The organism is Marinobacterium aestuariivivens, from assembly GCF_042661465.1.
GTDB classification, from domain to species: domain Bacteria; phylum Pseudomonadota; class Gammaproteobacteria; order Pseudomonadales; family Balneatricaceae; genus Marinobacterium_A; species Marinobacterium_A aestuariivivens.
Genome location: NZ_JBHSWE010000001.1, coordinates 4813397 through 4839756 on the forward strand (window position 1 = coordinate 4813397; position 26360 = coordinate 4839756).

General features: G+C 65.1%; 22 protein-coding genes and 3 pseudogenes. 13 read left to right on the forward strand and 12 right to left on the reverse strand.

Annotated features, from left to right (window positions below):
- The first annotated feature begins 1 nt into the window (after position 1).
- Positions 2–892 carry a maltose ABC transporter permease MalG gene (malG, locus tag ACFQDL_RS25205; protein WP_379911416.1) on the forward strand — a complete coding sequence of 297 codons (891 nt, stop codon included), beginning with the start codon at positions 2–4 and terminating at the stop codon, positions 890–892.
- A gap of 214 nt (positions 893–1106) precedes the next feature.
- On the opposite strand, the gene ACFQDL_RS25210 is transcribed toward malG, so the two are convergent.
- Entirely contained in the window at positions 1107–1490 is a 384-nt protein-coding gene (locus ACFQDL_RS25210) for an NUDIX hydrolase (RefSeq protein WP_379911417.1), read from the reverse strand.
- An 81-nt stretch (positions 1491–1571) separates the two neighbouring features.
- Here ACFQDL_RS25210 and ACFQDL_RS25215 point away from each other — a divergent pair, with 81 nt between their 5' ends.
- Positions 1572–2630 carry an MFS transporter gene (locus ACFQDL_RS25215; RefSeq protein WP_379911418.1) on the forward strand — a complete coding sequence of 353 codons (1059 nt, stop codon included), beginning with the start codon at positions 1572–1574 and terminating at the stop codon, positions 2628–2630.
- Positions 2631–3029: 399 nt separating this feature from the next.
- On the opposite strand, the gene ACFQDL_RS25220 is transcribed toward ACFQDL_RS25215, so the two are convergent.
- From ACFQDL_RS25220 to gap, 7 genes and pseudogenes are all read right to left on the reverse strand, one after another.
- Positions 3030–3707: a type 1 glutamine amidotransferase domain-containing protein gene (locus ACFQDL_RS25220; protein ID WP_379911419.1), complete on the reverse strand. Its 678-nt coding sequence runs from the start codon at positions 3705–3707 to the stop codon at positions 3030–3032.
- Positions 3708–3808: 101 nt separating this feature from the next.
- Positions 3809–4915, reverse strand: coding sequence for a maltose/maltodextrin ABC transporter ATP-binding protein MalK (gene malK, locus ACFQDL_RS25225; RefSeq protein ID WP_379911420.1), 1107 nt, complete (start codon positions 4913–4915; stop codon positions 3809–3811).
- A 19-nt stretch (positions 4916–4934) separates the two neighbouring features.
- Positions 4935–6562 (reverse strand): annotated as a pseudogene (locus tag ACFQDL_RS25230) (alpha-glucosidase).
- Positions 6563–6705: 143 nt separating this feature from the next.
- Complete coding sequence (gene malT / locus ACFQDL_RS25235) at positions 6706–9378, reverse strand: HTH-type transcriptional regulator MalT (protein ID WP_379911421.1); 2673 nt, start codon at positions 9376–9378, stop codon at positions 6706–6708.
- Between the two features lie 2 nt (positions 9379–9380).
- Positions 9381–9506: a hypothetical protein gene (locus ACFQDL_RS25240; RefSeq protein ID WP_379911422.1), complete on the reverse strand. Its 126-nt coding sequence runs from the start codon at positions 9504–9506 to the stop codon at positions 9381–9383.
- A gap of 254 nt (positions 9507–9760) precedes the next feature.
- Positions 9761–11207: pseudogene (gene pyk, locus ACFQDL_RS25245) on the reverse strand (pyruvate kinase).
- Between the two features lie 12 nt (positions 11208–11219).
- The gene (gene gap, locus ACFQDL_RS25250; RefSeq protein ID WP_379911423.1) at positions 11220–12224 is read right to left on the reverse strand and encodes a type I glyceraldehyde-3-phosphate dehydrogenase; all 1005 of its coding nucleotides are present in this window, start codon (positions 12222–12224) and stop codon (positions 11220–11222) included.
- Positions 12225–12391: 167 nt separating this feature from the next.
- Here gap and edd point away from each other — a divergent pair, with 167 nt between their 5' ends.
- From edd to ACFQDL_RS25285, 7 genes are all read left to right on the forward strand, one after another.
- On the forward strand, positions 12392–14218 hold the full coding sequence (edd, locus tag ACFQDL_RS25255; RefSeq protein WP_379911424.1) for a phosphogluconate dehydratase: 1827 nt from the start codon (positions 12392–12394) through the stop codon (positions 14216–14218).
- Positions 14215–15189 carry a glucokinase gene (locus tag ACFQDL_RS25260; protein ID WP_379911425.1) on the forward strand — a complete coding sequence of 325 codons (975 nt, stop codon included), beginning with the start codon at positions 14215–14217 and terminating at the stop codon, positions 15187–15189. Before edd ends, ACFQDL_RS25260 begins: the two co-directional genes overlap by 4 nt.
- On the forward strand, positions 15186–15374 hold the full coding sequence (locus tag ACFQDL_RS25265; protein WP_379913510.1) for a hypothetical protein: 189 nt from the start codon (positions 15186–15188) through the stop codon (positions 15372–15374). The genes ACFQDL_RS25260 and ACFQDL_RS25265 overlap by 4 nt, the downstream gene beginning before the upstream one ends.
- On the forward strand, positions 15320–16054 hold the full coding sequence (locus ACFQDL_RS25270) for a D-hexose-6-phosphate mutarotase (RefSeq protein ID WP_379913330.1): 735 nt from the start codon (positions 15320–15322) through the stop codon (positions 16052–16054). The genes ACFQDL_RS25265 and ACFQDL_RS25270 overlap by 55 nt, the downstream gene beginning before the upstream one ends.
- A gap of 3 nt (positions 16055–16057) precedes the next feature.
- Positions 16058–16933, forward strand: a complete 876-nt coding sequence (locus ACFQDL_RS25275) for an aldo/keto reductase (RefSeq protein WP_379911426.1) — start codon at positions 16058–16060, stop codon at positions 16931–16933.
- A 154-nt stretch (positions 16934–17087) separates the two neighbouring features.
- Positions 17088–17777, forward strand: coding sequence for a hypothetical protein (locus tag ACFQDL_RS25280; RefSeq protein ID WP_379911427.1), 690 nt, complete (start codon positions 17088–17090; stop codon positions 17775–17777).
- Between the two features lie 227 nt (positions 17778–18004).
- Positions 18005–19009, forward strand: a complete 1005-nt coding sequence (locus ACFQDL_RS25285) for a methyl-accepting chemotaxis protein (protein ID WP_379913332.1) — start codon at positions 18005–18007, stop codon at positions 19007–19009.
- Positions 19010–19355: 346 nt separating this feature from the next.
- Here ACFQDL_RS25285 and ACFQDL_RS25290 read toward each other — a convergent pair whose 3' ends face one another.
- From ACFQDL_RS25290 to ACFQDL_RS25300, 3 genes are all read right to left on the reverse strand, one after another.
- Positions 19356–19817: a methylglyoxal synthase gene (locus ACFQDL_RS25290; protein ID WP_379911428.1), complete on the reverse strand. Its 462-nt coding sequence runs from the start codon at positions 19815–19817 to the stop codon at positions 19356–19358.
- A 24-nt stretch (positions 19818–19841) separates the two neighbouring features.
- Positions 19842–21509, reverse strand: coding sequence for a glucose-6-phosphate isomerase (gene pgi, locus ACFQDL_RS25295; RefSeq protein WP_379911429.1), 1668 nt, complete (start codon positions 21507–21509; stop codon positions 19842–19844).
- A gap of 146 nt (positions 21510–21655) precedes the next feature.
- Complete coding sequence (locus tag ACFQDL_RS25300; RefSeq protein WP_379911430.1) at positions 21656–22222, reverse strand: TMEM165/GDT1 family protein; 567 nt, start codon at positions 22220–22222, stop codon at positions 21656–21658.
- Positions 22223–22614: 392 nt separating this feature from the next.
- Between ACFQDL_RS25300 and ACFQDL_RS25305 the strand changes: the two genes are divergently transcribed.
- The 4 genes and pseudogenes from ACFQDL_RS25305 (at position 22615) to ACFQDL_RS25320 (ending at position 25672) form a co-directional block, all read left to right on the forward strand.
- Positions 22615–22824, forward strand: coding sequence for a 2Fe-2S iron-sulfur cluster-binding protein (locus tag ACFQDL_RS25305; RefSeq protein ID WP_379913334.1), 210 nt, complete (start codon positions 22615–22617; stop codon positions 22822–22824).
- A 48-nt stretch (positions 22825–22872) separates the two neighbouring features.
- A pseudogene (locus ACFQDL_RS25310) lies at positions 22873–24199 on the forward strand (NAD(P)/FAD-dependent oxidoreductase).
- A gap of 66 nt (positions 24200–24265) precedes the next feature.
- Entirely contained in the window at positions 24266–24757 is a 492-nt protein-coding gene (locus tag ACFQDL_RS25315) for a universal stress protein (protein WP_379911431.1), read from the forward strand.
- A gap of 78 nt (positions 24758–24835) precedes the next feature.
- The gene (locus ACFQDL_RS25320) at positions 24836–25672 is read left to right on the forward strand and encodes a 23S rRNA (adenine(2030)-N(6))-methyltransferase RlmJ (protein ID WP_379911432.1); all 837 of its coding nucleotides are present in this window, start codon (positions 24836–24838) and stop codon (positions 25670–25672) included.
- A gap of 21 nt (positions 25673–25693) precedes the next feature.
- Here the strand turns inward: ACFQDL_RS25320 and ACFQDL_RS25325 are convergent, their stop codons facing one another.
- Positions 25694–26260 carry an RluA family pseudouridine synthase gene (locus tag ACFQDL_RS25325; protein ID WP_379911433.1) on the reverse strand — a complete coding sequence of 189 codons (567 nt, stop codon included), beginning with the start codon at positions 26258–26260 and terminating at the stop codon, positions 25694–25696.
- Between the last annotated feature and the right edge of the window lie 100 nt (positions 26261–26360).

A 26360-nucleotide genomic window follows, 5' to 3' on the forward strand; every position in this document is an offset into this window, starting at 1 on the left:
TATGGCTATCGTGCGTTCCCATTCCACCCGTTACCGCGTCTGGGCCACCCATGCGGGCCTGGTCGCCTTTCTCGGCGTTGTCCTGTTCCCGCTGCTGATGGTGATATCGATCAGCTTCCGGGCCGGCAACTTCGCCACCGGCAGCCTGCTGCCGGATCAGCCGTCGCTCGAGCACTGGGCGCTGGCGCTCGGCTTCAACTATACGCTGCCGGACGGCAGCGTCGTCGAGCCGCCGTTCCCGGTGCTGCTGTGGCTGTGGAACTCGATCAAGGTCGCGGGCATTTCGTCGGTGCTGATCCTGCTGCTGTCGACGACCAGCGCCTACGCCTTTGCGCGCCTGCGCTTTACCGGCAAGGCGCCGCTGCTCAAGTCGATGCTGATCTTCCAGATGTTCCCGCCTGTACTGTCGCTGGTGGCCATCTACGCGCTGTTCGATCAGCTCGGGCAGTACGTCGACTGGCTCGGCATCAACAGTCACGGCGCGCTGATCGTTGCCTCGCTCGGCGGCATGGCGCTGCATATCTGGACCATCAAGGGCTATTTCGACACCCTCGACAAGTCGCTCGAGGAGGCGGCGATCATCGATGGCGCCACCACCTGGCAGGCATTCTTCCACATCCTGCTGCCGCTGTCGGTGCCGATCCTGGCGGTGGTCTTCATCCTGGCGTTCATCACCTCCATCACCGAGTATCCGATGGCGTCGGTGCTGCTGCTCGATGTCGACCGGCTCACCCTGGCGGTCGGTGCCCAGCAGTACCTTTACGAGCAGAACTATCTCTGGGGCGACTTCGCCGCGGCCGCCGTGCTGTCGGGTTTCCCGATCACCCTGGTGTTCCTCTACTGCCAGCGCTGGCTGGTCGGCGGCCTCACCGCCGGCGGCGTCAAGGGGTAGGATGGAATGAGCTTGCGAATTCCGCCGGTGAATTGCATTCCGGGTGACCCCCTGCCGGCCGTTGAAACTCCGGCGGAATTCGTTTCACTCATTCCGCCCTACGGCCTCGAGCCGACCTTTGCCTTATAGGGGGCCGTAGAGGCCTTGAGGTCGAAGCGCATCAACGGACCTCAGATATCGATCAGGCTGTCGAGCACCGGCAGGATGGTATCGGTCAGCGGATAACGGCCCTCGCGCAGCTGGGCGATCGGAACCCAGCGGGCGTCGGCGGCATCGTCGGCGGCCAGGGCTCGCCGGCACGCCAGTCGCAGCGCATCACCACCAGCAGGTAGTGGTATTGCAACTGGCCGGCCTCGCGGGCGATGACGTCGAGCACCCTGACCAGTCCGCGGACCTCGGCCTCGACGCCGGTCTCTTCTGCCAGCTCGCGCAGCACGGCCTCCTCCAGCCGCTCGCCGGCCTGTATCTTGCCGCCGGGAAAACTCCAGAGTCCGGCGTTCGGGGCACGCCCGCGCTTGACCATCAGCACCTCGTCATTACGGACCAGTAGCGCGCTCACGGCCGCGATCGGTCCCGCGGGCGAGTGGGTCTTCTGCACGTCTGTCTCCTCGAGTCGCTTGTCCGGTGGGCCAGTATAACTGACTACACTGGAAGTCATCTGCGCGATTCGGGAGCAAGGATGAAGAAAACGCTGCCGGCCGGCATCTGGGTGCTCGGCTTCGGCTCGCTGTTCATGGATATCTCGTCCGAGCTGATCCACAGCCTGCTGCCGGTGTTCATGGTCACGGTGCTGGGAAGCTCGATGCTCACCGTCGGGCTGATCGAGGGTGTTGCCGAGGCCACGGCGGCGATCACCAAGGTGTTTTCGGGTGCGCTGAGCGACTATTTCGGCAGGCGCAAATGGCTGATGGTCTCCGGTTATGGGCTGGCGGCCCTGACCAAGCCGATCTTTCCGCTGGCGACCAGTGCCGCCTGGGTATTCGCCGCCCGTTTTATCGACCGTCTCGGCAAGGGGATCCGCGGCGCACCGCGGGATGCGCTGATCGCCGATATCACCCCGCAAGCGCTGCGCGGTGCGGCCTACGGCCTGCGCCAGGCGCTGGATTCGGTCGGTGCTTTCGTCGGACCGGGACTGGCGGTCACCTTCATGCTGCTGTTCGACGACGATATCCAGGCGGCGATGTGGGTGGCGCTGGTGCCGGCGCTGATCACCGTGATACTGCTGGCGGGCTTCGTGCGCGAGCCGGAGCAGGCGGTGCCGCGCGAGCAGAGAGGCTCGCCGTTGCGCCTGTCTGCCCTGGCCGAATTGCCCTTGCGCTACTGGATGGTGGTCGGGCTTGGCGCGGTTTTCACCCTGGCCCGCTTCAGCGAGGCCTTCCTGGTGCTGCGGGCCCGCGACGTCGGGCTCGACATCGCCTGGGTGCCGATGGTGATGATCGTGATGAGTGCCTGCTATGCGCTCGGCGCCTATCCGGCCGGGGCCGCGGCCGATCGCATGCCGGCGCGTCACCTGCTGTTGCTGGGGCTGGGGTTGTTGATCGCAGCGGATCTCGTGCTGGCATTCGCGCCCACGCCCTGGTCGCGATGCTCGGCGCGGCGCTCTGGGGCGGCCATATGGCCTTCACCCAGGGACTGCTGTCGAAGCTGGTCGCCGACACCTCGCCGGCGGCCCTCAGGGGCACGGCCTTCGGAGTGTTCAATCTGGTCACCGGGGTCGCACTGCTGCTCGCGAGCCTGATAGCGGGCGCGCTCTGGGATGGCGTCGGTCCCCGCGCCTGTTTCCTGGCCGGCGCGGGATTCGCCGCGCTGACGGCGCTGGGCCTGGTCGCCTACAGCCGCCGCAACCGGCGAGCGCCCGCAGGAACGGCGCCGCGCCGCGAATAGAGTTAGGCAGCCTTCTGCGGCTTCAGCCGCGAAACAGGATGGCACCGAGGGCGCTATTCGCGGCTAAAGCCGCCCTCGGAAATTTCGGCGCCCGCCGTAGGAGCGCCGCACCCAAAGGGCACTTCCCCGGTGCGAACAACCTCGGTACCGGAACCTTTCGCCTCGGGGCGAGGCTCCTACGAAATATCGGCCATGGCACCTGCCACGATTAGGGGTGGCCATGAACCATAGAGTCTCCCACACAGGATGGCACTCAGTGCTGCAGCAACTGCAGCAGCGCCCGGGCGGCACCATCCGACGAGGCCGGGTTCTGGCCGGTGACCAGATTGCCGTCGGTGACCACGTGGGCCTCAAAGTCAGGGGCGCAACTGTAAAGACCGCCGTTCTCGCGCAGCATCTCCTCGACCAGGAAAGGCACCACTTCGGTAAGCTGGACCGCCGCCTCTTCGCTGTTGGAAAAGCCGGTGACCCGGCGGCCCCTGACCAGCGGATCGCCGCCGCTGAAGACGTGGCGCAGCACCGCCGGGCCGTGACAGACCGCGCCGACCGGCTTGCCGGCGGCATGGAAAGCTTCTATCAGGGCGATGGAGTCGCCGTCTTCGGCGAGATCCCAGAGTGGACCGTGGCCGCCCGGGTAGAAGAGGGCGTCGAAATTTCTCGACTCCAGCTCGGCCAGTGGAACCGTGCCCCTGAGGGCTTCCTGCGCCTGCGGATCCTGGCGAAACCGCTCGGTGGCCGCGGTCTGGGCATCCGGGTCGTCGCTTTTCGGGTCCAGCGGCGGCTGTCCACCCTTCGGCGAAGCCAGGGTCACCCGGCAACCGGCATCCCTGAAGACATAGTAGGGCGCCGCGAACTCCTCGAGCCAGAAACCGGTCCTGTGGCCGCTATGGCCGAGCTGATCATGGGAGGTCAGTATCATCAGGATATGCATGGGCGTCTCGCATTTGGCTGGTTTCGACGCCTTTAAACGTAGCAGAAACCGTGGCCGCCGCCGGCCCGGCTCTTTGGCGGCGGAGCCGGCGCCGTTGCGGGCTAGAAGCCCGCCTCGCGGAACAGCCGCGGGCAGGCGCGGCCGTCCCCGCGGAACAGGTGGCAGCGGTTGGGGTCCAGGCCCAGGGCACGGGGCGCGCTTTCATCGACCGGCACATCGCCTTCCAGGCGCAGGGTGGCCGGGCCGACCCCGTCCAGCTCGAGGTAGACCAGCGTCTGGTCGCCGAGGCGTTCGGCGACGCGGACGCTGCCCGGCAGGCTGGCTTCGGCCTCCGCGCCCTGGACACAGTGTTCGGGCCGGATGCCGAGGGTGGCCCGGCTGCCGGGCGCAAGGTCGCGGCTGTCGACCGGGATGCTCAGCAGGCGGCCGTTCGGCAGTCGGACCTCGGTCAGCGCCTCGTCCGGACGGTGCACGGTCACCTCGATGAAATTCATCTGCGGCGAGCCGATGAAACCGGCGACGAAGCGGTTACCGGGATAGTGGTAGAGTTCGAGCGGCGCGCCGACCTGGGCGATCTGGCCGCCGTCCAGCACCACGATCTTGTCCGCCAGCGTCATCGCCTCGACCTGGTCGTGGGTCACGTAGATCATGGTCGCGCTCAGGCGCTTGTGCAGGCTGGCGATCTCGATACGCATCTGCACCCGCAGTCCCGCGTCGAGGTTCGACAGCGGTTCGTCGAACAGCAGTACCTGCGGCTCGCGTACCATGGTGCGGCCGATCGCGACGCGCTGACGCTGGCCGCCGGACAGGTCCTTCGGCTTGCGCTCGAGCAGTTTTTCGAGCTGCAGGATGCGGGCGGCATTCTCGATGCGCCGGTCGATCTCGGCGCGGTCGGTCTTGGCGAGTTTCAGGCCGAAGGCCATGTTTTCCGCGACGGTCAGGTGCGGGTACAGGGCGTAGGACTGGAACACCATGCCCACCGAGCGTTCCGACGGCGGTTTGTCGTTGACGCGCACGTCGCCGATATGGAGGTCGCCGCTGCTGATCTCCTCGAGGCCGGCGATCATGCGCAGCAGCGTCGACTTGCCGCAGCCGGACGGGCCGACGAAGACCACGAACTCGCCGTTGTCGATCTCGAGGTCGATATCCTTCGATACCGCCACGCCGTCGTAGTGCTTGCAGAGTTTTTTCAGGCTTAGGGTCGCCATGGCATGCGCTCTCCTGTCGTTAACGGGCCCGGGCGGCGATCAGTACGCCGTAGGCGGGAAGATTGATGCGGCCATCGCGCAGCTCGCCGTCGGCGAAGGCGTCCGCTGTCGTCAGCGGCTGCCAGTCGCCACTGATGTCGAACTCGACCGGTGAGGCCGCCATGTTGATCGCGACCAGCAGCCGCTCGTCGCCTTCGTGGCGGCTGAACAGCAGGGTTTCGCCGGGGGCGTCCAGCGTTTTGATGTCCCCCCGGATCAGGGCCGGGTGCTGCCGGCGCCAGGCGAGGAAGCGGCGGTAGCTGTTGAGAATCGAGCCGGCGCTGTCCTGCTGGACGCTGACGGCCCGGTCGTGATGCTCGGGCGGTACCGGCAGCCAGGGTTTGCCGGTGCTGAAGCCGGCATTGGGCACGCCGGCCTGCCAGGGATGCGGCGTACGGCAGCCGTCGCGGCCCTTGAATTCGGGCCAGAAGGTGATGCCGTAGGGGTCGACCAGGTCGTCGTAGGCCAGTTCTGCCTCGGTCAGCCCCAGCTCCTCCCCTGGTAGACGCAGAGGCTGCCGCGCAGTGTCAGCAGCAGGGCCATCAGCTGTTTCGCCTGGGCTTCGGGCGCGCCGGGATCGCCCCAGCGGCTCATCACCCGCGCCACGTCATGGTTGCCGACCGACCAGCAGGGCCAGCCGTCGCCGAGGGCCTGTTCGATGGTATCGACCGTATGGCGGATGAAAGCGGCGCTGTGCTGTTCGGTCAGCAGGTCGAAGGAGTAGGCCATGTGCAGCTTGTCGCCGCCACTGGTGTAATCGGCCAGGGTCTGCAGTGAGCGGTCGCAGCCCACTTCACCGACACTGGTGGTGCCGGGATAGCGGTCGAGCAGCGCCCGCAGCTGGCGCAGGAAGCCAATGTTCTCCGGCCGGGTCTTGTCGTAGAGGTGGCTCTGGTAGGCGTAGGGGTTGTCCAGGCGCACGCCGATGCCGCCCTGGCGGGCCGCTTCGTTGGCCGGGTTGTCACGCAGCCGGGCATCGTGGAAATAGAAGTTGGCGGTATCGAGGCGGAAACCGTCGACACCGCGCCGGAGCCAGAACTCGACGTCGGACAGCAGCTGTTGGACCACCGCCGGATTGTGGAAGTTGAGGTCCGGCTGGCTGCTGAGGAAGTTGTGCAGATAGTACTGCCGGCGCCGGCTGTCCCAGGTCCAGGCCGAGCCGCCGAATACCGACAGCCAGTTGTTCGGCGCCGTGCCGTCGGGGCGGGCGTCGGCCCAGACATACCAGTCGGCGCGGGCATTGTCGCGGCTTTGGCGGCTTTCGCGGAACCATTCGTGCTGGTCCGAGGTGTGGCTCAGCACCTGGTCGATGATCACCTTGAGGCCGAGTTCGTGGGCGCGGGCCACCAGGTGGTCGAAGTCCTCGAGGGTGCCGAAGATCGGGTCGACGTCGCGGTAGTCGGAAACGTCGTAGCCGAAGTCCTTCATCGGTGAACGGAAGAAGGGCGACAGCCAGATGGCATCGACATTGAGCGAGGCGATGTAGTCGAGCTTGGCGGTGATGCCCGGCAGGTCGCCGATACCGTCGCCGTTGCTGTCGAAAAAGCTGCGTGGGTAGATCTGGTAGATCACCGCGCCGCGCCACCAGTCGGGGTCCTTGTGGATCATGTTGTTGCGCTCTCCTGTAGCTTTCGAGTCGCATCCATGATCGGCGTTGTGGGCCAGTGCCACATCCTCCCGCAGGCAGCTTTAGGGGGCGTATCGGTCGGGAGGGGTACGGGGGAGAGGGTGGAGCAGGGGCCAGGTCGCCGCTACTTCCCGGGCGCAGCTTTGGGGGGCGTATCGGCCGGGGGGCTTATGGGGAGTAGAGGGCGGAGTGGGGCCTGCGGGCCGCTACTCCCCTGGATCTTGGCCAGCAGGTCGCTGGCCAGGGCGATCGCCTCGGCGCGGTTGGCGACGCCGAGCTTCTGGTAAAGGCTGCGGATATGGGTCTTGATGGTGGTCGGCGCGACATCCAGCTGCGAGGCGATCTGCTCGTTCGGCAGGCCGCCGTGGATCAGGCTCAGCACCTGCCACTCGCGCCGGGTCAGGGGCGAAGTCCGGATCAGCTCCGGTACGTCGGGGCGGTTGATGATGTCCTGGATGATCGCCTCGTCGAGGGTGATGCGGATCGCCCGGCTGAACTGGCGCTGCTGCTGGCAGAGACCGATCAGCCGTTCGGCACGCTGGCGCTCGAGGTCGTCGAGCCGTCGCTCGGCGATCACCGCCTTGAGCATCACGATCAGCGGCTTGCCCAGGCGCAGGAAGCTGCTGAGGGCGCCAGTGGTCGTCGCCAGTATCAGCGCGCGCTGCAGGTGGTCGAGCGCCGCTTCACGCTGCTGGCGGTGCCAATCCAGCAGTGCCAGGTAGAGGTGGTTGCGGTTCTGGTCCATCGCCAGGGCGCAGCGTTCGGCGGAGTCAAGACAGGCGGTGAGAATCCCGGCCGCCTCGTCATGGCGTTCGAGTGCCAGCAGCGCCCGGGCGCGGTTGCGCGCGTTGCACTGGCCGAAGTGGTTGGTCAGCGAGGCCTGCGCCGGGGCGGTGTCGAGCCAGCGTGCCAGGCTGTCGCTGTCCCTCGTCTCCTCCCAGTAGGTGATCAGCATCGCCTGGGCGTTCGCGACCCAGTCCAGATGGTAGTCCCAGCGCGCCAGCAGCTTCTGCATGCGCTGGACATAGTCGGCGCAGAGGCTCTGGCGGCCCTGGCTGTGGGCGACCTTGGCCAGCAGCGTATAGCACTGCAGGAACCAGCGCTCGCCATGGGGCTCGAGGATCTCGATGCCCTTGAGGGCGCAGGCTTCGGTGGCTTCGAGGTGGTACCACTCCCAGAGGATCTGGCCGCGGATGCGGTGCAGGAACTCGAGCATCGGATTCGGTGGCAGCTGTTGCGTTTCGGCATAGCTGAAGGCCCTTTCCTGCAGATTGTAGGCCTGCTGCAGGTGGCCGCGGGCGATGGCCAGTTCCGACTGCTGGATCAGCGTCCAGAGCACCAGCTGGGAAGCATCGTGGGAGCGTGCGAGCTGTTCGGTTTCGACCATGCGCCGCTGGGCCTCGTCAAGGTTGCCGCGCACAAAATGGGCCTCACCAAGCACCGAAAGTGCCGTGGTGCGGGAGCTGCGCATGTGCTCGGGATTGAGCGCCAGGGCATTGTCCGCCAGCTCGATGGCGCTGTCGGTGGCGCCGACATTCATTGCCATCTGTGACCGGATGGCACAGAAATCGCCCTGCAGCGCGCGCCATTCGTCGTCGTTGTAGATCGGCTCCAAAGTCTCTTCGGCTTTCTGCAGCCAGTGTTCCGCCTCTTCGAAATGGTGCTGGCTCTGCGCCACCCAGGCGCTGAGCAGTGTCAGCAGCGGCTGGCGGTGGATGCTGTTGTCACTGAGACGCTGCAGGCACTGCTGCAGCAGCGGCAGCTGGCCGTCGCGATAGAACTGGCGGCCGTAACGCAACAGCAGTGCCAGCAGCCGGGACTCGTCGCCGGCGGCCAGGGCGTGTCGCACCGCGTTTTGCGGTGCATCCAGTTCCAGCCAGGCATCGCAGGCACGCAGGTGCAGTTCGGCGATCTCCCGCGGCCGATGCCGGGCCAGCAGCTGCTGCAGGCAACGGGCGAAGAGTCCCTGATAGCGGTACCAGTCGGGCACATCGTCGCAGCGCTGCAGGAAGAGCCCCTGCCGTTCGAGCTGTACCAGCAACGCGGCGGCCCTGTCCTCGCCGCTGACGCGGGCGGCGAGGCCGGCATCGAATCGGTCGAGGATGCAGGTGCGGTAGAGAAAGTCCCTGAGTTCATCAGGCAGCGGCGCGACCACCTCTTCGGCCAGGTAGTCGAGAGTGTGGCGCTGGCCGGCATGCAGGGCTTCGATGAAACGGTCCAGCAGCGCCGGTGTCTGGCTCGCCAGACAGGCCAGCTGCAGTGCCGAGGCCCAGCCCTCGGTACGCCGGTTGAGACGCTCCGCCTGCTCGCGGCTGGCCTCGAACGGCAGTTGCCGCGCCAGCAGGGCGGCCGCTTCGTCGGCGTCGAATGCCAGATCTTCGCTGCCGAGTTCGATCAGCCGGCGCTTGACGCGAAGCTCGGCAATACCGAGCCGGGGCTGACTGCGGCTCAGCACCGCGATACCGAGGTAGTCGGGCTGATGTCGCAGCAGCAGCCGCAGCGCCGCGTCGATGCGCGGGTCGGCGATATGGTGGTAGTCGTCGAGTACGAGCAGCAGCGGTTCGTGCTGCTCCGGCAGGTCGTTGAGCAGCGCGATCATCAGCGTGCCGGCATCGCCGTCGGTCGCCGCCGGTTGCAGCTGCAGCGTTTCCCGCAGGCCTTCGTCGAGACAACGCATGAAGGCTTCAGGCTGATCGTCGGTGGGATCGAGGTTGTACCAGAGGCAGGCATGGTCCTGGCGTTGGCTCCAGCCGTTGATCAGGGTGGTCTTGCCGTAGCCGGCCGGGGCCTGCAGCAAAATCAGGCACCCCCGAGTGGGGGCTGCAGCCGTTCCTCGATACGCGGGCGGCAGAGACTGTCATCGGGCAGCGGCGGGCAGCGCAACTTGCGGGCGATCTTGAGCTGGGGCAGGGAGGAAGTCGTCATTGGAGTTTGTTGTTATGGAAGACAGTAGGCAGATAACAGTAACCAGTTTACAGAATGGCGTCACGCGTCACGGGTCACGCGTCACGCCTCATCCAAAAATAAAAAAGCAGGCAGCCGGGGGAATCCGTCCGGCGCCTGCATAAAGGCCGTTATCCTGGAACCATAAAGTGCAACCAATATGAGCCTGTGAACCAGACCGGATAACGGGCCACTCCGAGGAGAGTGGGGTTTGGGAACGCAGGGCGCTCCCGAATTCAGGGGATCGGCTGGCCGACCGTCACCACCTTGAGGGTGTTGGTGCCGCCCTGGGCGTTGATGTAGTCGCCCTTGGTGATCACCACCTTGTCACCCTCGCTGACGACCTGGCGCTTGACCAGTTCGTCGATGGCGCGCTGGTTGATTTCGTTCGGCGGGATCTCCTCGCTGTAGAACGGGATCGTCTGGACGCCCCGGTAGAGCGCGACGCGGTGCTGGGTATCCGTACGGCGTGACAGCGCGAAGATCGGCAGTGGCGAGCGGATGCGCGACATCCACAGCGGGGTCTTGCCCGACTCGGTCATGCAGATGATCGCCTTGACGCCCTGCAGGTGGTTGGCCGCGTAAATGGCGCTCAGCGCGATGGTCTCGTCGATGTTCTCGAAGCTTTCGTGGATGCGGTGCTTCGAGCGATGGGTGATCGGGTGGCGTTCGGCGCCGACGCAGACCCTTGCCATCGCCTCGACGGTCTCGATCGGGTAGTCCCCGGCGGCGGTTTCGGCCGACAGCATCACCGCGTCGGTATAGTCCATGACCGCGTTGGCGACATCGGAGACCTCGGCACGGGTCGGCATTGGGCTGTTGATCATCGACTCCATCATCTGGGTCGCGGTGATCACTACCTTGTTAAGGGTCCGGGCGCGGCCGATGATGTGCTTCTGCACCGCCACCAGCTCGGCGTCGCCGATTTCGACCGCGAGATCGCCCCGTGCCACCATCACGCCTTCGGAGGCGCGAATGATGCCGTCGAGCACGCTGTCGTCGGCAACGGTTTCGGCACGCTCGATCTTGGCAATCAGGCCGGCGCTGGAGCCGGTGGCTTCGAGCAACTGGCGGGCCTCGTCCATGTCCGCGGCATCGCGCGGGAACGAAACCGCGACATAGTCGACACCGATTTCGGCCGCGACCTTGATGTCTTCGCGGTCCTTGTCGGTCAGGGCCTTGGCCGAAAGACCACCGCCGAGGCGGTTGATGCCCTTGTTGTTCGACAGCGGACCTGCGACCAGCACTTCGGTTTCGACACGCTGGTCGCGAACCGCCGTTACCTTAAGTTCCACGCGGCCATCGTCCAGCAGCAGGATGTCGCCGGGGCGGGCATCCTGAAACAGGGCCTCGTAGTCGAGGCCGACCTGGGTCTCGTCACCGTCATCCTTGTCGAGGACGGCATCGAGGGCGAAGGCCGGCCTTTTTTCAGCAGCACCTTGTTGTCGCGAAAACGCGAGATGCGGATCTTGGGCCCTGGAGGTCGCCGAGGATGGCGACGAAGCGGCCATGTTTGCGACTGAGCTCCCGCACCAGATCGGCGCGCGCCCGGTGATCGGCGGCTTCACCGTGTGAAAAGTTGAGGCGCACGACGTCGGCGCCGGCGAGTATCAGCTGCTCGAGTTTTTCCGGGCTGCTGGTGGCCGGCCCCAGGGTGGCGACGATCTTGGTTCGGCGTAACATCAGTATTGCTCCTTAGGCCGGTGCGTTGATCAGGGCCAGGGTGTTGTCGAGCATGCGGTTGGAGAAGCCCCATTCGTTGTCATACCAGGCCATGACCTTGACCAGGCGGCCAGAGACCTTGGTCTGGGTTGCGTCGAAAGTGGACGACAGCACGCAGTGGTTGAAGTCGACCGAGACCAGCGGCAGTTCGTTGTAGCCCAGCACCGGCGAGCTTTCGGCGGCGGCCTTCAGCATCGCGTTGACTTCATCGACCGTGGTTTCCCGCTCGGCGATAAAGGAGAGGTCGACCAGCGAGACATTGATGGTCGGCACGCGAACGGCCATGCCGTCGAACTTGCCGGCCAGTTCCGGCAGCACGAGGCCCACCGCCGCGGCGGCGCCGGTCTTGGTCGGAATCATCGACTGGGTCGCGGAACGGGCGCGGTAGAGGTCCGAATGATAGACATCGGACAGGTTCTGATCGTTGGTGTAGGCGTGAATGGTGGTCATCAGACCGCTTTCGATGCCGACTTCGCGCTGCAGGACCTGGGCGACCGGTGCCAGGCAGTTGGTGGTGCAGGAGGCGTTGGAAATGATCTGGTCACTCTGGCGCAGGCTGCTATCGTTAACGCCATAGACGACGGTGGCATCGACGTCCTTGCCCGGCGCCGAAATGATCACCTTGCGGGCGCCGGCCTGCAGGTGGGCGGCGGCCTTGTCGCGGCTGGTGAAGAGGCCGGTGCACTCGTAGACGACATCGATATTGAGACTGCCCCAGGGCAGCTCGGCCGGGTTGCGCAGCGAGCTGATATGGATGCGGTCGCCGTCGACGGTGATGGATTCGTTGTCGTGGCTCACTTCGCCCGGGAAGCGGCCGTGAACACTGTCATACTGGAACAGGTGGGCATTGATGGCGGCGTCGCCGAGGTCGTTGATGGCGACAACCTGAATGCGGTCGCGGTAGCCGTTTTCGTAAAGGGCCCGCAGCACATTGCGGCCGATGCGGCCAAAACCATTGATAGCGACTCGAATTGTCATGCTGCACCTCTGTCGTATTGTCGTGGATGTGAATTATTTTTTGTAAAACTTACGTGAAAAATGTAAAAAAGGCAAACATTCTTTTTGTAAATTGGTAAACTTACCGAAAATATCAGGACCCTTCAGAAAGTCCGTCGGCCAACAGCAAACAACAAGCAGGAGTTGCCATGCATTCCACCGTCCAGCAAGTCACCCAGCGAATCATCGAGCGCAGCCGCAACAGTCGTGACGCCTATCTTCAGCGCATGAAGGCGGCGGAAGAAAAGGGTGTGCACCGTGGCCGGCTGTCCTGCGGCAATCTGGCCCACGGCTTTGCCGCCTGTGGTCAGGACGACAAGCAGGCATTGAAACTGACCAATGCGGTGAACGTCGGCATGGTCACCGCCTATAACGACATGCTCTCGGCGCATCAGCCCTACGAGGACTACCCGCAGCAGGTCAGGGCGGCGGTACGCGAACTCGGCTCGGTGGCCCAGGTCGCAGGCGGTGTGCCGGCGATGTGCGACGGCGTGACCCAGGGGCAGCCGGGCATGGAGCTGAGCCTGTTCAGCCGCGATGTCATCGCGATGTCGACGGCGGTGGCGCTGTCCCACAACATGTTCGATGCGGCTCTTTACCTCGGTGTCTGCGACAAGATCGTGCCGGGCCTGCTGATGGGGGCGTTGAGTTTCGGTCATCTGCCGACGGTCTTCGTGCCGGCGGGCCCCATGCCCAGCGGTCTGCCGAACAAGGAGAAGGCGCGCATCCGTCAGCTGTACGCCGAAGGCAAGGTCGGTCGCGATGCATTGCTTGAATGCGAGTCCAGCTCCTATCACAGCGCCGGCACCTGCACCTTCTACGGAACCGCCAATACCAACCAGCTGGTGGTCGAGATCATGGGGCTCCATCTGCCCGGCAGCTCCTTCGTCAACCCGGGTACCGAGCTGCGCGAAGCGCTGACCCGCGAAGCCGCACAACGCGCGGTACGCCTGACCGCTCAGAACGGCCGCTTCACCCCGCTGTACGAAGTGATTGACGAAAAGACTGTCGTCAACGGTCTGGTGGCGCTGCTGGCCACCGGCGGTTCGACCAATCACACCATGCATCTGGTCGCCATGGCCCGTGCGGCGGGCATCATCATCAACTGGGACGACTTTTCCGACCTCTCGGCCGCGGTGCCGCTGCTGGCGCGCATCTACCCCAACGGCGAGGCCGACATCAACCATTTCCAGGCCGCCGGCGGAACCTCCTTCCTGGTGCGCGAGCTGCTGGCTGCAGGCCTGCTGCACCCGAATGTGGTCACGGTGATGGGCGAAGGGCTCGAGCATTACCTGCAGGAGCCCTTCCTCGAGGGCGGCGAGCTGGTCTGGCGCGAGGGGCCGACGACCTCCCTCGATGACGGGGTGTTGCGGACCGTTTCCGAGCCCTTCAGCCGGGACGGTGGCCTCAAGGTACTCGACGGCAACCTGGGCCGGGGCGTTATCAAGATCTCGGCGGTGGCGCCGGAGCACCAGGTCGTCGAAGCGGAGGCGATCGTGTTCGACGATCAGGACCAGCTGGCCGAGGCCTTCAAGCGCGGCGAGCTGGAGCGCGACTTCGTCGCCGTGGTGCGCTTCCAGGGGCCCGGTGCCATCGGCATGCCGGAACTGCACAAGCTGACGCCCTACCTCGGCACGCTGCAGGACCGCGGTTTCAAGGTGGCGCTGGTGACCGACGGGCGCATGTCGGGCGCGTCCGGCAAAGTGCCGGCGGCGATTCATGTCTGGCCCGAAGCAAGCAAGGGGCCGCTGGCACGGGTGCAGAGCGGCGACATGATCCGGGTGGATGCCCGGGCCGGGGTGCTCGAGCTCAAGGTCGAGGCTGCAGAATTCGCCGCCCGCAGCGACGCCGATGCCGGCGAGGTGCTGCGCCACCAGAGCGGCATGGGGCGCGAGCTGTTCGCGCCGCTGCGTGGCCAGGTCAACTGCGCCGAAGAGGGAGCCAGCATCTTCTTCGCGACGGAGGCCGGTGCATGAGCGAATACGCCCTGGTCGGCGATATCGGGGGAACCAATGCCCGTCTTGCGCTGGTAAGGCCCGGTAGCGTCGAGCTCGAGTCTATCCGCACCCTGGCCTGCGCCGACTACGCCAATCTCGATGAGGCCTGCCTGGCCTATCTGGCGGAGGTCGGGGTGGCGGCGGTCGATCGCGCCTGCCTGGCCTTTGCCTGTCCGGTGCAGGGCGAGCAGATCCGCATGACCAACAACCACTGGGCCTTCTCCCGCACGGAGATGCAGCAGCGCCTCGGCCTCGAGCAGTTCCGGCTGCTCAACGACTTCACGGCCATGGCCCTGGGAATGCTGCATGTCCGTGACGATGAACTGGTCGCGGTCGGCGGCGGCGAAAGCCTGGCAGGCAGTCCTCGACTGGTGATCGGCCCCGGCACCGGCCTCGGGGTCTCGGCACTGGTGCCGGCCGGCAGCGACTGGGTACCGCTGTCGACCGAAGGCGGGCATGTCAGCTTCGCGCCGACCGACGAGGTCGAGGTCGCGGTCTGGCGCCAGCTGCGGGAGCAGTTTGGCCGGGTATCGGTCGAGCGGATTCTCTGCGGCCAGGGGCTGGTCAACCTGTACCGGGCGCTGGCCGGCTACAGGGCATTGCCGGCCCAGTTCAGCGAGCCGGCCGAGATCACCACGGCAGGCCTCGCCGGCGATGCGCTGGCACGGGAGACACTGTCGCGCTTCTGCCGCATTCTCGGCGAGCAGGCGGGCGATGCGGTGCTGACGATCGGTGCCCGCGGCGGCGTTTACCTGTGCGGCGGCATCCTGCCGCGCATCCGCGACTTCTTCCTCGCCAGCGCTTTTCGTGAGGGTTTCGAGGCGAAAGGGCGTTTTGTCGACTATCTTCGCAGTGTACCGGTATGGCTCTGCACCGCGGACTATCCCGGTCTGCTGGGGGCGGCCGCCGGTCTGGACAACCCTCTGGCCGGGAGCCATAAGCGATCATGAGACAGGCGCTGGAAGCATTGCTCGAGACCCTGGCGGACGGCCTCCACGAGCAGGAGGTCGGCGGTTTTGCGCTGCTGCTGGTCAAGGCTCCCTGGGGGAGCTGGCGCTGTCTGCCCAGGGTGCCCAGGTACTGCATTACCGGCCGGCCGGCGAACGCCCGTTGCTCTGGCTCAGCGACGCCGTGAAGGCGCCGCCGTCGGCGATCCGAGGTGGCGTGCCGCTGTGCTGGCCCTGGTTCGGCCCGCATCCGGGAGATAAGGCGCAGCCGGCCCATGGCGTCGCCCGCACCGGGCTATGGCAGTGGCGGGTGCTGAACTTTGCGGCAGATGCGCTGGCGTTGCGCCTGGAGCCGTTGCAGCCGCTCTGGCCCGGCCTGGCACCGGTGCTGAGCGTTCAGGTACGCAACCGGCAACTGGCGCTGCGTCTCGAGACCCTCAATAGCGGCAGCGAGCACGTCTCGCTGGGCCAGGCGCTGCACTCTTATCTTGCGGTGGGCGATGTCGCCCGCTGCGAGCTGGTCGGGCTCGATGGCTGCGATTATCTGGACAAGCTGCAAAACGGCAGACGGATGCAGCAGAATGGTGCGCCCTGCCTGACGGCGGCACTGGATCGGGTCTATTGTCATCAGGGGGTCACGGAACTGGTCGATCCTGTCTGGCAGCGCCGGCTCAGGGTGACGAAGGAGGGCAGCGGCTCGACCGTGGTCTGGAATCCCGGCGACGGTGCCGGTGCCCTGGCCGATGTCGGTCAGGCGCAGCGGAGTCAGTTTGTCTGCGTAGAGGCGGCGAACACCGGGCTCGATCCGGTCACACTGGCGCCGGGCGAGCGACACTGCCTCGCGACAAATCTATCGATACTGGACTGAATTATGGTGGAGCAAAACAGGGTAGTGGACACGCCGCTGGTGCTGGGCATGATGCGGCTTGCTGAGCAGAAGTCGCTGCAGCAGCCCGGACCGCTTGCGGACTGGATCGAGCGGCGCCTCGATCAGGGGCTGAACTGGTTCGACCATGCCGATATCTACGGCGACGGCCGTTGCGAAACCCTGTTCGGCGCAGCCCTCGCGGCCCGCCCCGAACTCAAATCCCGGGTGCGGCTGATCGGCAAGGCCGATATCGTCAAGGCCGGAGGGCAGGCGCCGAAACAGGTCACGCACTACGATACGTCTGCCGAGCACCTGACGGCGGCCGTCGATGGCAGCCTCGAACGGCTCGGCGTCGAGCAGCTGGACCTGTTCCTGGTTCATCGCCCCGATCCGCTGATGGACCCGGAGGCGACCGCGCGTACGCTTGAGCGCCTGATCCAGAGCGGAAAGGTGGGGCAGGTCGGCGTTTCGAATTTCCTGCCCGAGCAGTGGCGCCTGCTGCAGCAGGCGCTGGGGACGCGGCTGTGCTGCAATCAGCTGGAGCTGTCGTTGCGTGCCAGCGGCCTGCTTTTCAACGGTACGGCCGAGGCGTTGCAGCGCGACGGCCTGCAGTTGCTGGCCTGGTCGCCTCTGGCCGGTGGCCGTGTCGAGGAGGAGTGGCTGGGCGAGCGGCTGGCGGAGATGGCCGCCCAGGCGGGTTGCGGTACCACCGGACTGGCCCTGGCCTGGCTACGGCGGCTTCCCGGCCAGCCTGTACCGGTGATGGGCAGCCTGAACGACGCGCGTATCGCCGATGCGCTGGCCGGCTGCGAACTGGAACTGTCCCGCCCCGACTGGTTCGCCCTGCTGGAGGCCGCCCGCGGTCAGCGCGTCCCCTGAGGCTGCCTCGCACAGGTTGGGTTTCGGCCCTGCGGGCCTCTACCCAGCCTGCCAAGATAAAATGTACACAATCCAGTTGTTTATTGGTTTAATGTTCTGTCGCAAGGCGCGTCGCCCTGTATACAAAGAACAATAACCGATTCGAGGATTGTCTGTGCTGAGTTCCATTCGCTTGCGGCTGATCGCCCTGATCAGTCTCCTGCTGCTGGTGGCGATGGGTACCACCACCTGGCTGAATGTCCATCTTGAAAATGCCTTGATCACCGAGCGCCTGACCGGGCAGGAGCTGCCGGCCCGGCTGCAGGCGATACGCAACGATGTGCTCGCCGATATCCGGCCGGTTATCGCCCGTTCGCGTCAGTTGGCGGCGAACCCCTTCATGATCGAATGGCTCGAGGCCGGCGAACCGGACGATGGTCGCAAGGCATTGGTGATGCGCCATCTGGCGAAACTGGCCGAGGACACCGGTGCCGATACCGTTTTCCTGCGTACCGCCGGCCGCCACAGCGCCTTCGATCAGGCCGGACAGCAGGCTTCCTTTGACCGCCGGGATGCCGGATATCAGTGGTTCTTTCGCATGCTCGACGGCAACGACGATGAGGAGCTGGTGTTCGATGTCGATCTGACCGGCCAGGCACGCTTTTTCGTCGATATCGCCGTGCGTAACGATCAGGGGAGTATCTCGGTGTGGCCGGGATCGGCATCAATGCGAGCGCGCTCGCCGAGCGCATCCGCAGCTACCGGCTGGAGCAGACGGGATTCGTCTATCTCGTCGACGCCGGGGGTGTTATCCAGGTGCATCCAAAGCTGGCGCCGGGCAAGCAACAGCTGGCCGGCTATTTAACCGGCCTGGCTGCCGAAAGCGACCGGGCCGGGCAGGTGGCGACCGGCCGTATCGAGCAGGACGGAGAGGCCTGGCTGGTGGCCGCGGTCAAGGTGCCGGAGGTGAACTGGCTGCTGGTCGCCGAAGTGCCGGAGCGCGAGGCCCTGGCCGCGGTGCGCGAGAGCACGCTAATCTCGCTGTCGATCGCCGTGGCGGCGCTGCTGGCGGCGATCGGGCTGACGGTGCTGGTGGCCCGCTCTATCGCCCGGCCGGTGGCGGCGGTGGCCGCCCAGCTGGAGGCGGTCGCTGCCGGAGGCGGCGATCTCTCGGTGCGGATTCCGGCGCAGGGGCGCGACGAACTGGCGCGTCTGGCGCAGGGATTCAATCGCTTCGTCTCCCAGCTTCAGGTGATGGTGGCGGAGATCGCGACGACCAGCAACGAACAGACGTGCACCGCCGACCGCCTGAGACATACATCCGAGCAGGGGTCTCAGGCTTCGGCCGGGGTGCGAGACGAAACCACCCAGGTGGCCGCGGCCGTCACCGAAATGGGCGCGACGGTGCAGGAGATCGCCGCCAATGCCGCCAATGCGGCATCGGCGGCTCAGGGCGCGTCGGAGCGGGCCGGGCTGGGGCGCCGCGAGGTTGAAAGCAATATCAGGGCCATTGGTCAGCTTTCCGGGCAGATGGAGACGGCGGCCCGGGTGATCGAGTCGGTTGCCGACCATTCACAGCGGATCGGTACCATCCTCGATGTCATCGGTGGTATTTCCGAACAGACCAATCTGCTGGCGCTGAATGCCGCCATCGAAGCCGCACGGGCCGGCGATGCCGGGCGCGGTTTTGCCGTGGTCGCCGACGAAGTTCGCAGCCTGGCGCAGCGTACTGCCCAGAGCACCGAGGAGATCCGGCAGATGATCCTACGGCTGCAGGAGGAGAGTCACAGCGCGGTCGCCGCCATGGGAAGGGGGCGCGAGCTGGGCAGCGAGTCCGTTGCCGCCGTCGAGCGTCTCGGCGAGGTGTTCGGCGAGATCGCCCTCAAGGTGGTGGAAATTTCCGACATGAATGTCCAGGTCGCAACCGCGACCGAGGAACAGGCTGCCGTGGTCGCCGACCTGAACCGCAATGTCGAAAGCATCGATATGGCCTCGCGCGATTCGTCCGATGCGGCCAGGGATTGCGCCGAGGCGGCCGCCCGGCTGCACCGGCTTACCGCCACCCTCGACACCCTGGTGGGACGCTTTCGCTATTGAGACCACAACCGAAAAAGCATTTGTAGGATGGGTGAAGCCGCAATGGCACCGTACTGGCAGCACAGGACATGGTTGTCGCGGCGCAACCCATCAATGAATCTTAGCCCGGCAGTGCTGAATCCGCACCCCAAGATGGGTTGCACGATGCCCCGACTGCTTCAGAATCGGATATGCCGAGGCCAGGCGTCGTTCCACCCATCCTACTAGGCTAAAGCCGCTCCACGACAAATCCGGGCACCCGTAGGCGCCTCGCACCCAAAGGGCACTTCCCCGAGGCGAACACCTTTGGCAACGCGGTTATTCGCACCGGGGCGGCGCTCCTACGGGCGGGGCGGTGCCCGCCGATTCAGGCTTGGGTGCGCTCGGCAATATAGCGGTCGTAATCCGGAACCCGGTACTCGTGCGGCGTGCTCATCAGCGGCGAGCTGATGAGGAAGTCCGCCGAGCTGCGGTTGCAGGCGACCGGCACATTCCAGACCGCCGCGATGCGCAGCAGCGCCTTGACGTCGGGATCGTGGGGCATCGGCTCGAACGGATCCCAGAAGAAGATCACCATGTCGATGCGCTGATCGACCAGCATGGCGCCGATCTGCTGATCACCGCCCAATGGGCCGCTGATCAGCTTGTCGATGCCGACCTGCAGCTCCTGCTCCAGCAGGTGGCCGGTGGTGCCGGTGGCGAACAGCTGATGCCGGCTCAGCAGCGCGAGATTATGCCGGGCCCAGTCGACCAGTTCCCCTTTCATGTTGTCGTGAGCGATCAGCGCGATGCGTTTGCGCTCCGGCATGGTCAGTTTCTTGTGCTGCATGGCTCCTCCCCGGGGCGGTCCGGCCTACTGGTCGGACGCTTCGGCCAGTTTGCGGCGCTGGGCCTTGAAATACTGGATTAGATTGCGGGTCGAGCCGTCGTGCTTGTCCGACAGCTGGTCTCCGGTCAGTTCCGGCAGGATCTGCTTGGCCAGGGTCTTGCCGAGTTCGACACCCCACTGGTCGAAGGAACAGATATCCCAGATCACGCCCTGGACGAAGATCTTGTGCTCGTAGAGCGCGATCAGCGCGCCAAGGGTGCGTGGATCCAGACGCTCGAGCAACAGGCTGTTGGTCGGGCGGTCCCCGGCGTGGATCTTGTGCGGCACCAGGGTATCGATCGCTTCCGGCGACAGACCGCGGGCTTCGAGATCGCGGCGCACCTCTTCTTCGCTGATGCCGTTCATCAGCGCTTCGGTCTGGGCGAAGAAGTTCGCCATCAGGTTTTCATGGTGGCCCTTGACCGGTGTGCTGCTTTCGATCGAGCCGATGAAGTCCGCCGGTACCACGGTGTTGCTCTGGTGCAGGTACTGGTAGAAGGCGTGCTGGCCATCGATGCCCAGCGCGCCCCAGATGATGGTGCCGGTGTTGTAGGGCACCGGATTGCCGTGGCGGTTGATCGACTTGCCGTTGCTCTCCATCTCCGCCTGCTGCAGATAGGCGGAAAAGCGCGCCAGGGGCCAGTCATAGGGCAGGATGGCATGGGACGGGCGGCCCAGGAAGTTGTTGTTCCAGATGCCCATCAGTGCCAGCAGTACCGGCGCGTTCTGGTCCAGCGGCTGGTCGCGGAAATGGATATCCATCTCGTGGGCGCCGGTCAACAGTTCCTCGAACTGGCGGAAACCGAGATAGAGTGCGATCGGCAGCCCGATGGCCGACCATAGCGAGAAGCGTCCGCCGACCCAGTCCCACATCTGGAAGCTGTTCTCGCGACGGATGCCGAAGGCCTTGATCGCCTCGTGGTTGCTCGATACCGCCACGAAATGCTTGGCCACGGCGCGTTCGTCGAACGCCGACGACATCAGCCAGTTGCGCGCGGTCTGGGCGTTGGTCATGGTTTCGCTGGTGGTGAAGGTCTTCGAGGCCACGACGAAGAGCACCCGCTCCGGGTTGAGCGGACGCAGTACGTTGGCGATCTCGACGCCATCGACGTTGGAAACGAAATGCACGTTGATGCGGTCGTCGGCATAGGGTTTCAGCGCCTGGGTGACCATGCGCGGGCCCAGATCCGACCCGCCGATACCGATATTCACCACGTCGGTGATGCGTTTGCCGGAATAGCCGCGCCACTGTCCCTTGCGTACGGCGTTGACGAAACTCTTCATGCGCGTCAGCTCGCGGTTGACTGCGTCCATGACGTTGTCGCCATCGAGGTAGACCGGTGTATTGGTGCGGTTGCGCAGTGCCGTGTGCAGCACTGCGCGCTTTTCGGTGGAGTTGATGCGATCGCCATGGAACATGCGCTCGCGCCAGCTTTCGACGCCTGCCGCCTTGGCCAGATCCAGCAGGCCCTCGAGGATCTCCCCGGTGATTGGATTCTTGGAGTAGTCCAGCAGGATGTTCTGGACCTGCAGCGAGTATTTGTCGAACCGCGACGGGTCCTGGGCAAACAGGTCGCGCAGGTGGACATCGCGCACCTGCTCGGCCTGTTGTTGCAGGGATTGCCAGGCGTCGGAGTCGGAGATGTAGGGCATTGCGCGCTCCTTTGTTGTTGTATCGGTCGGTAGATTTTATTTATGTTAATTTACGTAAATATTACAAAAAAACAAGTTATTTGTTGTCTGTGTTTGTATATTTTGCGTAGATGATGACCGCTGGCGCGCTTTGCCCCGGCCGTAGTTCAGGCTCCCTGCGGTAAAAGTATGGTGCCGATTCCCAAAGCTGCAAAGAGTGCACAGGCGCCGCGCCTTGCCCAGAGCAGCGGCAGCCGCTGCATCAGCCAGCTGCCGGCATAGACGATGGGCACATTGGCCAGCAGCATGCCGAGGGTGGTACCGAGTACGACCCAGGCAGTGGCATCGAAACGTGCCGCCAGGATAACCGTGGCGATCTGGGTCTTGTCGCCGATCTCGGCCAGGAAAAAGAGGATGCAGGTGGCGGCAAAGGCGCCATAGCGCAATACCTTGCTGTCTTCGTCATCCTCCTTGTCGGGTATCAGGATCCAGAGTGCGACGGCGATAAAGCTGAGCCCGACGATCCAGGGCAGCCAGCCGGCGGGGATCCATTGGCTGATCCAGGCGCCGAACCAGGCGGAGAGGGCGTGATTGAGCACGGTTGCGACGAAAATGCCGGCAATGATCGCGCCATGACGACTGAAGCGCGCGGCGAGAAAAAGCGACAGCAACTGGGTCTTGTCGCCGATCTCGGCAATGGCGACAGCTAAGGTGGAGGACAGCAGGGCTTCCATTTCAGGGGTTCCTCGGCGGGCTGATTTCCAAAGACACGACAAACCGGCCCGCCAGGAGCAGTTTGCAGTGTCTCAGGTCTCATCAATCCCGCAGGACGCGACTGCCATGGGCATGGGGCCCAAGTTTGTTGACAGCCGCTCTGTACGCAGTCGCGTACGGAAGATTACTCCCCCAAGAGCGATGCCGATTCTATAGCCATCCAGGTGCGAGTGCAAACCGGGCGGCCGGCCCGGGCGAAGTGGCTGGAAATGTCTACACTTAGCGCATCGGAGGGAAGAGACGACAGTATGGCCAGGATCACCTATATCGAACCGGACGATACCCGACACGAACTCGATGTTCCCGATGGCTGGAGCGTGATGGAGGGGCGATTCAGAACGATATCGAGGGCATCGTCGCGCAGTGCGGCGGCGAATGCAGTTGTGCCACCTGTCATGTCTATGTCGAAGCCGGCGATGTCGGGGAGCCGGCGGAGGATGAACTCGACATGCTGGAGCTGGTGGCCGCGGAACGCAGGCCGCAAAGCCGGCTCAGCTGTCAGCTCAGGGTCGGCCCGGAGCTGGATGGGCTGGTCGTGCGGATACCGGAAACACAGTACTGATCACCGTCCGGGCCAGGGGGGCGGAAGGCCGCCCCGCCATCTGTGGGCATGGCAGACGCAATTGTCTGCCTGGAGTGTCTGTGGGAGGTTCGTCTATGGGATTCCTGCTTTGCCGGGGCGCGGCGCCGTGACAGCCATGGCCGTTTTCGACCTCGTCGTCGTGGGCGGGGGCAGGCCGCGGTGCAGTTGCTGGTCAGTCTGCATCAGCTGGATTATGACGGTTCGGTACTGCTGCTCGGCGACGAACGGCTGCTGCCCTATCAGCGTCCGCCGCTGTCCAAGCAGTACCTGGAGGGCGAATATGACGAAGCGCGGCTGCTGCTGCGACCGCAGTCCTTTTATGACAGGGCGGGCGTCCGGGTGGCGCTGGGAGAGTCCGTTTGTGCCATCGACCGGCGGCGTCATCGCATCGAAACGGCGTCGGGAAAAAGCTTCGGCTATCGCAAGCTGGTGCTGGTGACCGGCGCGAGGGTCCGGCGTCTGACAGTGCCCGGCGCCGGGCTTGAGGGGGTCTGCTATCTGCGTTCGCTGGCCGATGCCCGCGACATTCGCGACCGCCTGGCGCAGGCTCGCGGAGTGGCGGTGGTCGGTGGCGGCTTTATCGGTCTGGAATTCGCATCGGTGGCGCGCCGGCAGGGTGTCGGGGTGGTGGTGCTGGAGGCGCAAGGCGGTTGTTGGCCCGGGCGCTGGTACCGCGGATGTCGGACTACTTCGCCGAACTGCACAGGCGTCAGGGTGTCGATGTCCGGCTGGGAACCCAGCTGCTGAATATCGAGGGGCAGGACGGCAGGGTTGCGGCGGTGGTCACCCGCGAAGGGACACGTTTGCCCGTGGGCCTGGTGGTCGCCGGTATTGGCGTGTTGCCGAATCAGGAACTGGCCGGTGACGCGGGTATCGAGTGCGAGAATGGAATCGCGGTGGATGCCTTCGGACGCAGCAGCGATGCCGATGTCTTCGCTGCCGGCGACTGTGCCAGCCATCCGGATGCGCGCCTCGGTACCCGGGTGCGGCTCGAGTCGGTTCAGAATGCGACCGACCAGGCGGCGGCACTGGCCCATACCCTGGTCGGGCGGCCACATCCCTACGATGCTGTGCCCTGGTTCTGGTCCCAGCAATACGATGTCCGGCTGCAGATGGCCGGACTCGCGGTCGAGCCGCAGGTCGGGGTGTTGCGGGGCTCCCCGAAAATGACTGCTTCTCGCTGTTCCATTTCAGCCAGGGGCGGCTGCTGTCGGTCGATTCGGTGAACAGTCCCGCCGATCACAGCCTGGCGCGCCAGCTTCTGAGTCGGGGCAACAGTCTCACGCCGGAGCAGGCGGCCGATACCGGTTTTTCGTTGCGCGAGGCGCTGGCACGCCCCGGCACAAAACATTGACCTGGATCCGGGCACACCGGAACCGGGCGAATGATAATGGCTTCATAGCCCAACAAGGAGAGAAGTATGCTGCCGGAAATCAAACACATCCTCTACGCCTCAGATCTCGGCGAGAACTCCCGCCCGGCCTTCCGCATGGCGGTCGAACTGGCGGCGGTGCACAAGGCACATGTCACCTTCCTGCATGTGATCGAGGCGATGAGTCCTTCCGCCGAAGCGGTCATCGAAACCTATTTCGAACCGGAGGCCCTGGCAGAAATGCGCAAGGCCGGCGCCGAGGAGTTGAAGAGCAAGATGGCCGAGCGTATCGAGCGCTTCTGGAAGGAGGAAGTGCCTGAGGGCTTCGAGTTTCCCCAGGGCAAGCCTTCGGTGCAGATCGAGAAGGGGAATGTCGAGGAGATGATCATGAAGGCGGCGCACAAGACCGGTGCCGACATGATCGTGATGGGTACCCGTACCCACTCGGCGTTGTCCAAGATGTTTCTCGGCTCGAGTGCCCAGCGGGTGATGCAGCACAGCGACATCCCGGTGCTGGTGGTACCGCTCCCGGCCGAATAAAGCTCCCAGTGCCCTGGAAATGATGGGGACGCTGGCCTATGCTGGCGCCCCCGTTCTTTCCGATGCATGGGAGCCCAGATGCTCAGTTATCGTCATGCCTATCACGCCGGCAACTACGCCGACGTCCTGAAACACCTGGTGCTTGCCAGCACCCTCGAGTACATGACCCGCAAGGACAAGCCGCTGCTCTACCTGGATACCCATGCCGGGGCGGGGCGCTATCGTCTGTCGGAGTCGATGGCGCAGAAAAAGGCCGAATACCGCGATGGCGTTGGCCGTCTCTGGGGGCGGGATCTGCCGGACGTGCTGACGCCGCTGATGGCGGTGCTCGAGCGTCTCAATCCGACCGGCAAGCTCGAGTACTATCCCGGTTCACCCCTGATCGCGGCCGAGCTGCTGCGCCCGCAGGACCGGCTGCGGCTGTTCGAACTGCATCCCAGCGACCTTAGGCTGCTGACCGGCAATTTCGCGGCCGACCGCCGTGTTCGCATCGAGGACAGCGACGGCTTCGCGAGCCTCAAGGCGCTGTTGCCGCCGCCGTCACGGCGGGCACTGGTGCTGATTGATCCACCCTATGAGCAAAAGGACGACTACCGGCGGGTGGTCCGGGCAGTGCTGGAGGGTTATCAGCGCTTCCCCACCGGCACCTGCCTCGTTTGGTACCCGGTTGTCGATCGCTCACGCATCGATGAGATGGCGCGGGGGCTCAAGGCGGGCGGTATTCGCAATCTCTGGCAGGTCGAGCTGGGGCTGGCACCCGACAGCGAGGGCTTTGGCATGACCTCGAGCGGACTTTTCATGATCAACCCGCCCTGGATCCTGGAGGCGGAGCTGAAGGAGGCGCTGCCGGAGCTGGCGAAGCGCCTGGCCCCTGAGCAGGGGCGCTGGATGCTGCAGCAGCTCGTCGGCGAGTAGGGTCTCGCGAAGCGAGCCCTGTCAGGACAGTGGCACGAACGGCTGCGGCAGCGCCCACTCCACCGGCTGGCGCCGCATCGGGCAGATAAAGTTCAGGCGGTGAGCGACCAGCAGGAGCCCCTCCCGGTTCTTGTTGCCCTTGCCGTAACGCGGGTCCCCCATGACGGGATGGCCGATCTGCTCCAGGTGGCGGCGAATCTGATGCAGGCGGCCATGCTCGATGCGAATCTCCAGCAGGCTGGTATTGCGCCCGGCGTCGTACTCCAGTCGCGTGAAATGGGTCACCGCCGCCTTGCCGTCCAGCGGCCGGTCGATATGGCCCTCCAGCGGGGCTTCACCCAGCACTACCGCCTGGTAACCCTTCTCGATGGCACCTTCCTGGAACAGGCGTGACAGTTCTGCCGCCATCTTGCGGTTGTGGGCCAGCAGCATCAGTCCCCGGGTTTCGCGGTCAAGGCGATGCACCGTGAAAACCTCCCGCTTGTGGTCGAACGCGAGCTCGGCAATGCGCGGCAGTGCCAGGTGGTCGCCGAAACGGCTGCCCTGGGACATCACCCCGGCGGTCTTGTACCAGAGGCTGTAACCCATGCGGTCCTCGAGGCAGCTCAGTTTCGGCGGCTTCTGGGCCAGCAGTCCGGGGTCGTAATAGAGTTCGAGGCGGTCGCCGGCGCGCAGCGCGGTGGTGGCG

What these genes read in the sequence shown, in the direction of transcription:
- malG (WP_379911416.1), top strand. Translation starts at nt 2, where the DNA reads ATGGCTATCGTGCGTTCCCATTCCACCCGTTACCGCGTCTGGGCCACC.
- ACFQDL_RS25215 (WP_379911418.1), top strand. Translation starts at nt 1,572, where the DNA reads ATGAAGAAAACGCTGCCGGCCGGCATCTGGGTGCTCGGCTTCGGCTCG.
- ACFQDL_RS25220 (WP_379911419.1), bottom strand. Translation starts at nt 3,707, where the DNA reads ATGCATATCCTGATGATACTGACCTCCCATGATCAGCTCGGCCATAGC.
- malK (WP_379911420.1), bottom strand. Translation starts at nt 4,915, where the DNA reads ATGGCGACCCTAAGCCTGAAAAAACTCTGCAAGCACTACGACGGCGTG.
- ACFQDL_RS25240 (WP_379911422.1), bottom strand. Translation starts at nt 9,506, where the DNA reads ATGACGACTTCCTCCCTGCCCCAGCTCAAGATCGCCCGCAAGTTGCGC.
- gap (WP_379911423.1), bottom strand. Translation starts at nt 12,224, where the DNA reads ATGACAATTCGAGTCGCTATCAATGGTTTTGGCCGCATCGGCCGCAAT.
- edd (WP_379911424.1), top strand. Translation starts at nt 12,392, where the DNA reads ATGCATTCCACCGTCCAGCAAGTCACCCAGCGAATCATCGAGCGCAGC.
- ACFQDL_RS25260 (WP_379911425.1), top strand. Translation starts at nt 14,215, where the DNA reads ATGAGCGAATACGCCCTGGTCGGCGATATCGGGGGAACCAATGCCCGT.
- ACFQDL_RS25265 (WP_379913510.1), top strand. Translation starts at nt 15,186, where the DNA reads ATGAGACAGGCGCTGGAAGCATTGCTCGAGACCCTGGCGGACGGCCTC.
- ACFQDL_RS25275 (WP_379911426.1), top strand. Translation starts at nt 16,058, where the DNA reads ATGGTGGAGCAAAACAGGGTAGTGGACACGCCGCTGGTGCTGGGCATG.
- ACFQDL_RS25290 (WP_379911428.1), bottom strand. Translation starts at nt 19,817, where the DNA reads ATGCAGCACAAGAAACTGACCATGCCGGAGCGCAAACGCATCGCGCTG.
- pgi (WP_379911429.1), bottom strand. Translation starts at nt 21,509, where the DNA reads ATGCCCTACATCTCCGACTCCGACGCCTGGCAATCCCTGCAACAACAG.
- ACFQDL_RS25300 (WP_379911430.1), bottom strand. Translation starts at nt 22,222, where the DNA reads ATGGAAGCCCTGCTGTCCTCCACCTTAGCTGTCGCCATTGCCGAGATC.
- ACFQDL_RS25315 (WP_379911431.1), top strand. Translation starts at nt 24,266, where the DNA reads ATGCTGCCGGAAATCAAACACATCCTCTACGCCTCAGATCTCGGCGAG.
- ACFQDL_RS25320 (WP_379911432.1), top strand. Translation starts at nt 24,836, where the DNA reads ATGCTCAGTTATCGTCATGCCTATCACGCCGGCAACTACGCCGACGTC.
- ACFQDL_RS25325 (WP_379911433.1), bottom strand. Translation starts at nt 26,260, where the DNA reads ATGGGTTACAGCCTCTGGTACAAGACCGCCGGGGTGATGTCCCAGGGC.